The organism is Streptomyces sp. A0642 (assembly GCF_004795105.1).
Taxonomy (GTDB): domain Bacteria; phylum Actinomycetota; class Actinomycetes; order Streptomycetales; family Streptomycetaceae; genus Streptomyces.
Genome location: NZ_SSBL01000010.1, coordinates 62682 through 75382, shown reverse-complemented (window position 1 = coordinate 75382; position 12701 = coordinate 62682). Strand labels below are relative to the sequence as shown.

Annotated in this window: 12 protein-coding genes; 11 read left to right on the top strand and 1 reads right to left on the bottom strand. The window is 70.9% G+C overall.

Features of this window, described 5'->3' with window-relative positions; all coding sequences use genetic code 11:
- Positions 1-366 precede the first annotated feature (366 nt).
- Positions 367-663, top strand: coding sequence for a DUF4193 domain-containing protein (locus E6R60_RS19185; protein WP_003965732.1), 297 nt, complete (start codon positions 367-369; stop codon positions 661-663).
- 13 nt (positions 664-676) lie between these two features.
- Complete coding sequence (locus E6R60_RS19180; RefSeq protein ID WP_240802621.1) at positions 677-1693, top strand: hypothetical protein; 1017 nt, start codon at positions 677-679, stop codon at positions 1691-1693.
- 12 nt (positions 1694-1705) lie between these two features.
- Here E6R60_RS19180 and E6R60_RS19175 read toward each other — a convergent pair whose 3' ends face one another.
- Entirely contained in the window at positions 1706-2164 is a 459-nt protein-coding gene (locus tag E6R60_RS19175) for a DUF3093 domain-containing protein (RefSeq protein WP_136327818.1), read from the bottom strand.
- A 58-nt stretch (positions 2165-2222) separates the two neighbouring features.
- Between E6R60_RS19175 and E6R60_RS19170 the strand changes: the two genes are divergently transcribed.
- The 9 genes from E6R60_RS19170 to E6R60_RS19130 all read left to right on the top strand — a co-directional run bounded on the left by E6R60_RS19170 (position 2223) and on the right by E6R60_RS19130 (position 12656).
- Entirely contained in the window at positions 2223-2807 is a 585-nt protein-coding gene (locus tag E6R60_RS19170) for a PaaI family thioesterase (RefSeq protein ID WP_136327817.1), read from the top strand.
- Entirely contained in the window at positions 2807-3340 is a 534-nt protein-coding gene (dut, locus tag E6R60_RS19165; RefSeq protein WP_136327816.1) for a dUTP diphosphatase, read from the top strand. Before E6R60_RS19170 ends, dut begins: the two co-directional genes overlap by 1 nt.
- A gap of 1 nt (position 3341) precedes the next feature.
- Entirely contained in the window at positions 3342-4106 is a 765-nt protein-coding gene (locus E6R60_RS19160; protein WP_136327815.1) for a DUF3710 domain-containing protein, read from the top strand.
- A gap of 309 nt (positions 4107-4415) precedes the next feature.
- Complete coding sequence (kdpF, locus tag E6R60_RS19155) at positions 4416-4505, top strand: K(+)-transporting ATPase subunit F (RefSeq protein ID WP_136327814.1); 90 nt, start codon at positions 4416-4418, stop codon at positions 4503-4505.
- A gap of 7 nt (positions 4506-4512) precedes the next feature.
- Positions 4513-6177 (top strand): potassium-transporting ATPase subunit KdpA, encoded by a 1665-nt coding sequence (gene kdpA / locus E6R60_RS19150; RefSeq protein ID WP_136327813.1) that lies wholly within the window; start codon positions 4513-4515, stop codon positions 6175-6177.
- A 26-nt stretch (positions 6178-6203) separates the two neighbouring features.
- Positions 6204-8300, top strand: coding sequence for a potassium-transporting ATPase subunit KdpB (gene kdpB / locus E6R60_RS19145; protein ID WP_136327924.1), 2097 nt, complete (start codon positions 6204-6206; stop codon positions 8298-8300).
- Between the two features lie 6 nt (positions 8301-8306).
- Positions 8307-8984 carry a potassium-transporting ATPase subunit C gene (locus E6R60_RS19140; protein ID WP_136327812.1) on the top strand — a complete coding sequence of 226 codons (678 nt, stop codon included), beginning with the start codon at positions 8307-8309 and terminating at the stop codon, positions 8982-8984.
- A 119-nt stretch (positions 8985-9103) separates the two neighbouring features.
- Entirely contained in the window at positions 9104-9838 is a 735-nt protein-coding gene (locus E6R60_RS19135; protein ID WP_136327811.1) for an ABC transporter ATP-binding protein, read from the top strand.
- Between the two features lie 274 nt (positions 9839-10112).
- Entirely contained in the window at positions 10113-12656 is a 2544-nt protein-coding gene (locus tag E6R60_RS19130) for a sensor histidine kinase KdpD (RefSeq protein ID WP_136327810.1), read from the top strand.
- The last annotated feature ends 45 nt before the right edge of the window (positions 12657-12701 follow it).

Genomic DNA, 12701 nt, shown 5'->3' with positions numbered 1-12701 from the left:
TCGCTTTGAGCGGAATTTTCGGGACTCGATCCCGGAGAGGCCGTGTGTGATCGATCACAGGAGCGATTTTTCGCCCGTCCACGCTCCGTGATCAGGGATCCCACCGGAAAACCGGTAAAAGTCGGGTTTTCGGGGCCCGGTATCACGGGAAGTACACGGGGTGGCGCTGGCGAACAGTGCCGCCGGGACCGTGTACGGTCCCCATCGCCACCCAAGCCGATCACTCTCGAGCGGTCCTTTTGGGTGTCGATTGAGTAACAGACCTTGATGTGAGGCAAAATCTCCGCCTCGGGTCGGGCACAAGTCCGGCCTCTCACGCGTTACGAGCGCTGAGACACCGCAGACACCCAGAGGGGGAGAGCGACAATGGCAACGGATTACGACACCCCACGCAAGACCGACGACGACGTCGATCAGGACAGCCTTGAAGAGCTCAAGGCTCGCCGGAGCGACAAGACGGCGTCCGCCGTCGACGTCGACGAATTCGACGCGGCCGAAGGACTGGAACTGCCCGGCGCAGACCTGTCCAACGAAGAACTGGCCGTAAGGGTCCTGCCCAAGCAGGCCGACGAGTTCACCTGCATGAGCTGCTTCCTGGTGCACCACCGCAGCCAGCTGGCCCGCGAGAAGAACGGCCAGCCGATCTGCCGCGACTGCGACTGAGGTCCGGTCGGCCGTGGCAGGGGACACACCGTTCCGGAAGCGGCGCTCCCGGCGCAAGGAAGCGCCGGAGGCGCAACAGGGCGGTACAGGCCCGGCAAAGGGCGTAGCAGCGCCTGCCGAGCGGTCCGCCCTGCCACCCACGCCGGGCGAACAGGACGACGAGCGAGGCCGCCCGGCCTCGCTCGAAGCAGTCGAAGCAGCTGTCGCGGCCATCGAGGCGGCAGCGGAGGCCGACGCGGCCGACAGGGCCGGACAGGTCGGCAGGACGGAGCCCGTGACCGGGGCAGGCCGTCTGAAATCAGTGAAACGGGGCGTACGCAAGGGCGGGGAGAGCGCCAAGGCGGCGATCGGTCATATCGCCGACAGAATCATCGACATCGCTCCCCGCGTCCCTGTACGCGACCTCGCCACGCTGCGCAGGCATTTCCCGGGCCTGGGGCCCGAGGAGGTCGCCGACCGGCTCATCGCCGGCGCCAGCAGGGCCACCGCGACCGTCGGCGCCGGAATCGGCGCGGCGGCCATGATGCCCGTACCGCCCGCCATGCTCGCCGAGCTGGCCGCGGAGATCACCGGCGTGGCCGCGATCGAGATGAAGCTCGTCGCGGAGCTGCACGAGGTCTACGGCCTGCGCCCGCCCGGCAACATCGCCCAGCGCTCCACCGCCTACCTCACGTCCTGGACCCAGGAGCGCGGGATCGACGTCGGCCACCCCACGACGGTCAACGCGGCGCTCGGCGGCCAGATGAAGCGCGAGCTGCGCCAGCAGATCATGAAGCGCACCGCGCGCGATCTGCCCAACCTCATCCCGTTCATGATCGGCGCCGCCGTGGGCGCGATGATGAACCGGCGTGACACCAGGAAGCTCGCCGACCGGGTCAGGAAGGACCTGCGCGCGCGACAGGTCCCCTGGGACCGCCTGACGGAGCTTCCCCCGCTGGAACGCCCCGAGAGCCCGTACCCGGTCCCGACCGAGTACCCGCCGGCCGCCGAGGCTCCGAAGACCGCCCCGGATCCGAACGAGGAACCCTGAGGCGGACAGCCCTCAGGCCGGGTTCGCCGCCTTCAGGGCCGCCGCCAGCGCCTGCGGCTCACGCGTCGACAGATAGACGTACGGCGTCGGGTCCCCGGGATCCGTGACCTCCACGCGCACCGCCGTGGGGATGTAGCTGCGCAGCAGCATGAAGGCCCGGGTGTCCGCCTTGTACGAGCGCCAGGCGCGCGCCTCCTCGGCGTCCAGCACCTCGGCCTCGCCGAGAGCCGACACGGGGATCCGCGCATCGCCCGCGACGAGAGCTCCGGCGACCACCCGGATCCGTGCGGAGCCGTACGAACTGACCGCCACCGCCGACAGCGCGGTGCCGCCCGCGAGCCCGGCGAGCAGCGGCAGGGTGCCCAGCGGCAGGAGCATCAGCGCACAGGCGACACCGACCAGGGCGGCGATCAGCCACCACGAACGGGGTGCGGTGAGACGTTCGTCGAACGGCGCGGTGGGAGGCTGCATGAACCCAAGCTTGGCACGGCGCGACCTGCGGGTAGCCGCGCGGGTAAGGTCTGCGCCTGTGAGTGGAACATCTGCGGCCCTGAAGCCCCCCGCCGACGCGGTGAAACCGGTCCGGCATCCCGACGCCCCGGCACCCGGCGAGCTGCTCGGCGCGCACTACGAACACTGTTTCGGCTGCGGCGACGGGCAGCCGCACGGACTGCACCTCCAGGCGCGGGCCGGCGAGGGCGTCGGCGTGACCGCCGAGTTCACCGTCCAGGCCGCGCACCAGGGCGCCCCGGGCCTCGCCCACGGCGGGGTGCTCGCCACCGCGCTGGACGAGACGCTCGGCTCGCTGAACTGGCTGCTGCGCGTGATCGCGGTGACCGGCCGGCTGGAGACGGACTTCGTCCGCCCCGTGCCGGTGGACACCGTGCTGTTCCTCGACGCCGAGATCACCGCCGTGCACGGGCGGAAGATCTACTCCCGGGCGACCGGCCGGATCGGCGGCCCGGAGGGACCCGTGGCGGTCCGTGCCGAGGCCCTGTTCATCGAGGTCAAGGTCGACCACTTCATCGACAACGGCCGCCCGGCCGAGATCCGCGCGGCGATGTCCGACCCGGACCAGGTCAAGCGCGCCCGGGCCTTCGAGGTGAACCCCTGATGCGCCACCCCGTCGACGTCCTCATCCGCCGGACCGACCCCGACGTGCCGATTCCGGCGTACGGGCATCCTGGCGACGCCGGGGCCGACCTGGTCACCACGGAGGCCGCCGAGCTGGCGCCCGGCGAGCGGGCCGTGCTGCCGACGGGGGTGTCGATCGCGCTGCCGGACGGGTACGCCGCCTTCGTGCACCCCCGGTCCGGCCTCGCCGCCCGCTGCGGAGTCGCCCTCGTGAATGCCCCGGGGACGGTGGATGCCGGGTACCGTGGAGAGATCAAGGTGATCGTCATCAATCTCGACCCGCGCGAGTCCGTGCGGTTCGAACGGTTCGACCGGATTGCCCAACTGGTCGTGCAGCAGGTCGAGAAGGTGCGCTTCCACGAAGTGTCGGAGCTTCCCGGTTCGGCGCGGGCCGAAGGGGGCTTCGGGTCCACCGGCGGTCATGCCGCCGTTGATGTTGATGGCGTCCGGGGCGGGGTTCCCCAGGGCGGGAACAGCTACGCTTCGGTCGAATCCGACCGGGAAGGAAAGTGACGTGTTCGGACGTCGCAAGAACAGTGGTTCCGCCGATGACACGGCGGACGAAGCGCGCGAGGCCGAGCAGGTCGTCGACGGGCTCGATGACGCCCGGAGCGGATCGCGCCGGACGAACCTTCCGCCGGCGCCGCGGCCCGACGGACCGTGGGACATCTCCGAGGTCTCCCAGCCCGGCGAGGGCCGGGTCGACCTGGGCGGCATCTTCGTGCCCGGTGTCGAGGGCATGGAGCTGCGCGTAGAGGTCGCCGGTGACGCGATCGTCGCCGCCACGGTCGTCCTGCGCGACAGCGCGATCCAGCTGCAGGCCTTCGCCGCCCCCAAGAAGGAGGGCATCTGGGGCGAGGTCCGCGAGGAGATCGCCTCCGGCATCACCCAGCAGGGCGGCATCATCGACGAGGTCGAGGGCCCCCTGGGCTGGGAGCTGCGCGCGCAGGTCCCCGTACAGCTCCCGGACGGGGCGAACGGCGTGCAGATGGTGCGCTTCGTCGGCGTCGACGGCCCGCGCTGGTTCCTGCGCGGAGTGATCTCCGGGCAGGGCGCCGTGCAGCCCGAGGCCGCCGGTCTCCTGGAGACGGTCTTCCGGGACACCGTGGTCGTCCGCGGTGACGGCCCGATGGCCCCGCGCGACCCGATCGTCCTCAAGCTCCCCAACGACGCCCAGATGGTTCCCGAGGGCGTTCAGCAGGAGGAGCAGGAGGGCTCCAAGTTCTCCGGTGGCATGGCGGGCCTCCAGCGCGGCCCCGAGATCACCGAGGTGCGCTGACCCGCACCCCGTAAGCACCGGCCGGTGGCCCGTACCCCTTCGCAGGGGTACGGGCCACCGGCTCTTTGCGTGGGCGGTGGGGGCGTATGGGGCGCGTATCGGGCACGTACAGACGCCGTCAAGGCCGGGGCCCTTCCCGTAAGGAAGTCATCAACGCAGGTCATGAGGGTGCGGGCGGGAGGTTTGCTCAGGAGGTCCGAGAAATCCGCACCTCATCCAGGAGCATCCGATGGCCGATCTGGCCTTCGTCGTCACCACGATCGCGCTCTTCGCGCTGGTGGCACTCGTCGCCAAGGGGGTGGCGAAGCTGTGAGTGCCGAAAACGTGACCGGCCTCGTCGTGGCCGTGGCCCTGCTGGGCTACCTCGTCCTCGCCCTTCTGTACCCGGAGAGGTTCTGAGCCCGCTATGAGCCCCGTCCTCGCCGGTGTGCTCCAGGTCCTCGCGCTCGTCGTGGCGCTCGGTCTGGCGTACCGCCCGCTCGGCGACCACATGGCCCGCGTCTACACCTCCACCCGCCATCTGCGGGTGGAGAGGTGGATCTACAGGGCCATCGGCGCCGACCCGACCACGCAGATGCGCCGGCCCGCCTACCTGCGCGCCGTTCTCGCCTTCTCCGCCGTGAGCGTCCTCTTCCTGTATCTGCTGCAGCGGCTCCAGGGCGCCCTGCCCGGTTCCCTCGGCTTCTCCTCGATCGACCCGGACCAGGCGTTCAACACGGCGGCCTCGTTCGTCGCGAACACCAACTGGCAGTCCTACTACGGCGAGCAGGCCATGGGCCACGTCGTGCAGACCGGCGGCCTGGCGGTGCAGAACTTCGTCTCGGCCGCCGTCGGCATCGCCGTCGCGGTGGCACTCGTACGGGGCTTCGCGGCCACCGGTGCCGGTGAACTCGGCAACTTCTGGGCGGACCTGGTGCGCGGCACGGTGCGGATCCTGCTGCCGATCGCGGTGATCGGCGCGCTCGTGCTGGTCGCCTGCGGAGCGATCCAGAACTTCTCCGGCATCCACGAGGTCGGGCAGTTCACCGGCGGGCCGCAGCAGTGGAACGGCGGCGCGGTCGCCTCCCAGGAGGCCATCAAGGAGCTGGGCACGAACGGCGGCGGCTACTTCAACGCCAACTCGGCCCATCCCTTCGAGAATCCGAACGGGCTCTCCAACCTCTTCGAGATCTTCCTGATCCTCGTGATCCCCTCCGCCCTCACGCGCACCTTCGGCCGCATGGTCGGCTCCCTCAGGCAGGGGTACGCGATCCTCGCCACCATGGGCGTCATCTGGCTCGGCTTCACCGCGCTGATGATGTGGACCGAATTCGCCCACCACGGGCCCGCGTTCGACATCGCGGGCGGGGCGATGGAGGGCAAGGAGAACCGCTTCGGCGTCGGCGGCTCGTCCATTTTCGCGGTGGCCACCACCCTCACCTCGACCGGCGCGGTCAACTCGTTCCACTCCTCCTTCACCGGGCTCGGCGGCGGCCTCACGATGCTCGGCATGCAACTCGGCGAGATCGCCCCCGGCGGCACCGGCTCCGGCCTCTACGGGATGCTGATCATGGCGGTCATCGCGGTGTTCCTCGGCGGTCTGATGGTCGGTCGCACCCCGGAGTACCTGGGGAAGAAGATCGGCACCCGCGAGATCAAGCTCGCCGCCTGCTACCTCCTCATCACACCGGCCCTGGTGCTCTGCTTCACCGCCGTGGCGATGGCCCTGCCCACCCCGGTCGAATCGATGACCAACTCGGGCGCGCACGGCTTCTCGGAGATCCTCTACGCCTACACATCCGCCGCCAACAACAACGGTTCGGCGTTCGCCGGGCTCGACGCGGACACCCAGTGGTTCAACACCACGACCGGGCTCGCGATGCTGCTCGGCCGGTTCCTGCCCATGGTGTTCGTCCTGGCCCTGGCCGGCTCGCTCGCCGGGCAGCGGCCCGTACCGGCGACGGTCGGCACCCTCGGCACCCACAAACCGCTCTTCAGCGGGCTGCTGGTCGCCACCATCATGATCATCGCCGGTCTGACCTACTTCCCCGCCCTCGCTCTGGGGCCGCTGGCCGAGGGGCTGGCGTCATGACCATCCGTACGAAGCAAGAGGACGCGATGTCCACAGTCACTCCGGCCCGCGCACCGCACCGGGACACGCCGGCCGGGCCCGCTCCCGAAGAGCGCGTCGGCGCCGGGCTGTTCGATGCCGGGATGCTGCTCGCCTCCTTCCCCGACGCGCTACGCAAACTCGACCCACGGGTGATGGTCAAGTCGCCGGTGATGTTCGTGGTGCTGGTGGGTTCGGTGCTCACCACCGTGCTCGCGGCACTGGATCCGACGGACTGGTTCGGATGGGCGATCGCCGTCTGGCTGTGGCTGACGACACTCTTCGCCAACCTGGCGGAGGCGGTAGCCGAGGGCCGCGGCAAGGCCCAGGCCGCCACCCTGCGCAAGGCGAAGACGGACACCGTCGCCCGCCGGGTCACCGGCGCCGGCGAGGAGCGGATACCCGGCACCGGGCTGCGCGTCGGTGATCTCGTCGTCTGCGAGGCCGGGGACATCGTCCCGGGCGACGGAGACGTCGTCGAGGGCGTCGCGAGCGTGGACGAGTCCGCGATCACCGGCGAGTCGGCCCCGGTCATCCGGGAGTCCGGCGGCGACCGCAGCGCCGTCACCGGCGGTACGAAGGTGCTCTCCGACCGCGTCGTCGTCAGGATCACCACCAAGCCGGGCGAGACCTTCATCGACCGGATGATCGCCCTGGTCGAAGGCGCGGCCCGGCAGAAGACGCCCAACGAGATCGCCCTCAACATCCTGCTGGCGTCCCTCACCGTCGTGTTCCTGCTCGCGGTCGTCACCCTGCAGCCGTTCGCGATCTACGCCGGCAGCGAGCAGTCCATGATCGTCCTGGCCGCCCTGCTGGTCTGTCTGATCCCGACCACCATCGGCGCACTGCTCTCCGCGATCGGCATCGCCGGAATGGACCGCCTCGTCCAGCGCAATGTGCTCGCCATGTCCGGGCGGGCCGTCGAGGCCGCGGGCGACGTCTCCACGCTGCTGCTCGACAAGACCGGCACCATCACCCTCGGCAACCGCCGGGCCGCCGCGTTCCTCCCCGTCGCGGGAGTGACGGAGTCCGAACTGGCGGACGCCGCCCGGCTCTCCTCGCTGGCCGACGAGACGCCCGAGGGCCGGTCCGTGGTGATCCTCGCCAAGGAGAAGTACGGGCTGCGCGCACGCCACCGGGGCGAGCTCGCCCAAGCCGAGTGGGTCGCCTTCACCGCCCAGACCCGGATGTCGGGCGTGGACGCCGGCGGACACAGGGTCCGCAAGGGCGCGAGCGGATCGGTCGTCGCCTGGGTGAAGGAGCGGGGCGGCAGCGTCCCCCCGGACGCGCAGGCCCTCACCGACCGCATCTCCGAGGCCGGCGGCACCCCGCTGCTGGTGGCCCGTGAGGACGCCGAGGGGGCCCGGGTGCTGGGCGTCATCCACCTCAAGGACGTCGTCAACGAGGGCATGCGGGAGCGGTTCGGTGAGCTGCGCCGGATGGGCATCCGCACGGTCATGATCACCGGCGACAACCCGCTGACCGCGAAGGCCATCGCCGAGGAGGCGGGCGTCGACGACTTCCTCGCCGAAGCCACCCCCGAGGACAAGATGGCCCTCATCAGGCGGGAGCAGGCGGGCGGCAGGCTCGTCGCGATGACCGGCGACGGCACGAACGACGCCCCCGCGCTCGCCCAGGCCGACGTCGGCGTGGCCATGAACACCGGGACCTCGGCCGCCAAGGAGGCCGGGAACATGGTGGACCTGGACTCCGACCCGACCAAGCTGATCGAGATCGTGGAGATCGGCAAACAGCTGCTGATCACCCGGGGCGCGCTGACCACGTTCTCCCTCGCCAACGACGTCGCGAAGTACTTCGCGATCATCCCCGCGATGTTCGCCGTGGTCTATCCGGGCCTGGACAAGCTCAACATCATGGACCTGTCCTCACCGCGCTCCGCGATCCTGTCCGCCGTGATCTTCAACGCGCTGATCATCGTCGCGCTGGTGCCGCTCGCCCTGAAGGGCGTCCGCTACCGGCCCAGCGGTGCGGACTCCATGCTCCGGCGCAACCTCGGTGTCTACGGGCTCGGCGGGCTGATCGCCCCGTTCATCGGCATCAAGATCATCGACCTCGTCCTCTCCCTCGTCCCCGGAATCGGCTGACCTGCCATGAACAACTCCGTAGGAAACTCCGCCCGACTGCTCTGGGCGGGACTGCGCGCCCTGCTCGTCCTGACCCTGGTCTGCGGCGTCATCTACCCGCTCGCCGTCACCGGCGTCGCTCAGGGACTCATGCCCGGCCACGCCAACGGGTCCGAGATCACGGCCAACGGCAAGGTCGTCGGCTCCGAACTCATCGGTCAGCGCTACGACCTGCCCCTGAAGAGGGGCCAGGAGACCGCGGCCCCCGACCTCAGGTGGTTCCAGCCCCGCCCCTCCCGCGGCCTCGGCACCAACAGCGTCAACACCCGGTACTCGCTGATCCTCTCCGGCGCGACCAACCGTTCCGCCGACAACGAGGAACTCATCGACTGGGTCACCACCGCCAAGGCCGCCGTCGTCAAGGACAACTCCGTGCCCGGCCACCCCGTCAGCCCGTCCCAGGTGCCGGCCGACGCCGTCACCTCCTCCGGCTCGGGCCTCGACCCCGACATCTCCCCGGCCTACGCACAGCTCCAGGTGAACCGCGTCGCCGCACGCAATCACCTCGACGCCGCCCAGGTCGAGAAGCTCGTCGCCCACCACACCGGCGGCCGCATCCTCGGCTTCGCCGGCGAGCCCCGCGTCAACGTCCTCCGGCTCAACATCGCGCTGCGCGACCTGGTGAACGACAGGGGAACGCGCTGAACGCACCGCATGCCCGGGTCCGCCCCCCCGGCCGGACCCGGGCATTGCCCCGTCCCGTGTCACCTGCACATACTGTCGGCCGGGAGACCGAAGGACAGAAGGACATACGGGGGAGCGACATGACCGAGAACACCGCCGCCACGGCCGCGAGCGGGGGCAGCGGCGTGCGCGTCGCCGAGCGGCCGATGGTCCGGATCGAGGACCTGCACCGCTCGTACGGCTCCGGCGCCGGCGCCGTGCACGCGCTGCGCGGGGTGTCCTTCGAGGTGCCGCGCGGCGAGCTCGTCGCGCTCAAGGGACGATCGGGTTCCGGCAAGACGACCCTGCTCAACCTGGTCGGCGGCCTCGACACCCCCGACAGCGGGCGGATCACCGTCGACGGCACGGACCTCTCCTCGCTCGGCGAGAACGGGCTCCTGGAGCTGCGCCGCGACCGGATCGGCTTCATCTTCCAGTCGTTCGGGCTGCTCCCGATCCTGACGGCCGCGGAGAACGTCGGCGTACCCCTGCGGCTACGCAAGGCCGATCCGCGCGAGCGCGAGGAGCGGGTGTCCCTGCTCCTGTCCCTGGTCGGTCTCGCCGATCACGCCGCCCAGCGGCCCGGTGAGCTCTCCGGCGGCCAGCAGCAGCGTGTGGCGATCGCCCGCGCGCTCGCCAACCGGCCGGCCCTCCTCATCGCCGACGAGCCCACCGGACAGCTCGACGCGGAGACCGGTCTCGCGGTGATGGAACTGCTGCGCGCCGTCGTCCACAGCGAGGGCGTCACCGCACTCGTCGCCACCCACGACGCCCAGCTGCTCGGCCTCGCCGACCGGGTCCTGGAGCTCAGCGACGGGCACATCATCGAGCACTGACCGGGCGCCCCGCTGCCGCAGGCACGGACGAGGGCGCTCGCGACCCTCGGCCGGCCGGGCAGGGACGAGGGCGCCCGCGACCCTCCGTCGCCGGGCAGGGACGAGGGCGCCCGCGCCCCCGCCGCCCGGGCGTCAGAATGACGTCAAAAGGGACCGTGTCAGCCCCCCTCGCCCGATATGACGGAAATCCACGGGGTAGTTTCGACGGTGGCTGCCGCACAGGCCGCCGCCGGTCTCGGCGAACAGAGCCCGGTTTCGGAAAGACGATGGGGCCATGGCGCGCGGCAAACTTCGGATCTACCTCGGTGCGGCACCGGGCGTCGGCAAGACGTACGCGATGCTCTCCGAGGCGCACCGCCGGGTCGAGCGGGGCACGGACTGCGTCGTCGGTCTCGTCGAGCACCACGACCGCCCGCGCACCGAGGTCATGCTGCACGGCCTCGAGCAGATCCGGCGCCGCGAGATCGAGTACCGCTCCGCGGTGTTCAGCGAGATGGACGTCGACGCCGTCCTGGAGCGGGCCCCGGCCGTCGCCCTGGTGGACGAACTCGCGCACACCAACGTGCCGGGCTCCCGCAACGCCAAGCGCTGGCAGGACGTCGAGGAACTCCTCCAGGCCGGCATCGATGTCGTGTCCACCGTCAACATCCAGCACCTGGAGTCGCTCGGGGACGTCGTCGAGTCCATAACCGGCATACGCCAGCGCGAGACGGTGCCGGACGAAGTCGTCCGCCGCGCCGACCAGCTCGAACTGGTCGACATGTCGCCCCAGGCCCTGCGTCGGCGGATGGCCCACGGCAACATCTACAAGCCGGACCGGATCGACGCCTCGCTCTCCAACTACTTCCGTCCCGGCAACCTCACCGCCCTGCGCGAGCTGGCCCTGCTCTGGGTCGCCGACCGGGTCGACGAGTACCTCCAGCAGTACCGCGGCGAGCACAACATCCGCACCACCTGGCAGGCCCGCGAACGCATCGTCGTCGGGCTCACTGGCGGTCCCGAGGGCCGCACCCTCATCCGCCGCGCCTCCCGGATGGCGGCCAAGGGCTCCGGCAGCGAGATCCTCGCCGTCTACATCGCCCGCAGCGACGGACTGACGTCGGCCTCGCCGAAGGAACTGACCGTCCAGCGCACGCTCGTCGAGGACCTCGGCGGCACCTTCCACCACGTCATCGGCGACGACATACCCTCCGCGCTCCTCGAATTCGCCCGGGGCGTCAACGCCACGCAGATCGTCCTCGGCTCCAGCCGCCGCAAGGCCTGGCAGTACATCTACGGACCCGGCGTCGGCGCCACCGTGGCCCGCGACTCCGGCACCGACCTGGACGTCCACATCGTCACCCACGACGAAGTCGCCAAGGGGCGCGGCCTTCCCATCGCCCGCGGCGCCCGGCTGGGCCGGGCCCGCATCATCTGGGGCTGGCTGGCCGGAGTCGGGGGACCGGTGCTCCTCGCCCTGCTCCTCAAGGGCATGGAGAACGGCCCCGGGCTCGCCAACGACGTCCTGCTCTTCCTCTTCATGACCGTCGCCGCCGCCCTGCTCGGCGGACTGCGGCCCGCCCTCGCGTCCGCCGCCGTGGGATCGCTGCTGCTGAACTACTGGTTCACCCCGCCCACCCACACCCTGACCGTGCAGGACCCCGAGAACTTCGTCGCCATCGTGATCTTCTTCGCGGTGGCCGTGGCGGTGGCCTCGGTCGTCGACCTCGCGGCCCGGCGCACCCACCAGGCCGCCAGGCTGCGCGCCGAGTCCGAGATCCTCTCCTTCCTGGCCGGCAGTGTGCTGCGCGGCGAGACCACCTTGGGCGCGATCCTGGACCGGGTCCGCGAGACCTTCGGCATGGAGTCCGTGGCCCTGCTGGAGCGGCAGAGCGACGTCGAGCCGTGGACGTGCGCCGGAAGCGTCGGCCCGGCGCCGGTCGCGCGGCCCGAGGACGCCGATGTGGACATGCCCGTCGGTGACCACATGGCCCTGGCCCTCTCCGGCCGGGTGCTGCCCGCCGAGGACCGTCGGGTACTCGGTGCCTTCGCCGCCCAGGCCGCCGTCGTCCTGGACCGCCAGCGCCTGGTCGGTGAGGCCGAGAAGGCCCGCCGACTCGCCGAGGGGAACCGGATCAGGACCGCCCTGCTGGCCGCCGTCAGCCACGATCTGCGGACCCCCCTCGCCGCCATCAAGGCCGCCGTCAGCTCCCTGCGCTCGGACGACGTCGCCTGGTCCGAAGAAGACGAGGCCGAACTCCTCGAAGGCATCGAGAACGGGGCCGACCGCCTCGACCATCTCGTCGGCAACCTCCTCGACATGTCCCGCCTCCAGACCGGCACCGTCACCCCGCTGATCCGCGAGATCGACCTCGACGAAGTCGTGCCCATGGCCCTGGGCGGCGTCCCCGAGGACAGCGTCGAGCTGGACATCCCCGAAACGCTGCCCATGGTCGCCGTCGACCCCGGGCTGCTGGAGCGGGCCGTCGCGAACATCGTCGAGAACGCGGTCAAGTACAGCCCCGACGGCGAACGCGTCACCGTGGCCGCCAGCGCGCTGGGCGCCCGGGTCGAGCTACGGGTGGCCGACGGCGGCCGGGGCGTCCCCGACGAGGCCAAGGAACGGATCTTCGAGCCCTTCCAGCGCTACGGCGACGCCCCGCGCGGAGCCGGAGTCGGCCTGGGCCTCGCGGTGGCCCGCGGCTTCGTCGAGTCGATGGGCGGCACGCTGGACGCCGAGGACACCCCCGGCGGAGGCCTCACCATGGTCCTCACCCTCAAGGCGGCCTCGGGACACGTCCCGGCCGGTCCGGACCTGCCCGCACGGGCCGCCTCATGATCCGCGGGGACCTCCGCGGACCCACGTACAGCAGAAAGGCAGGAC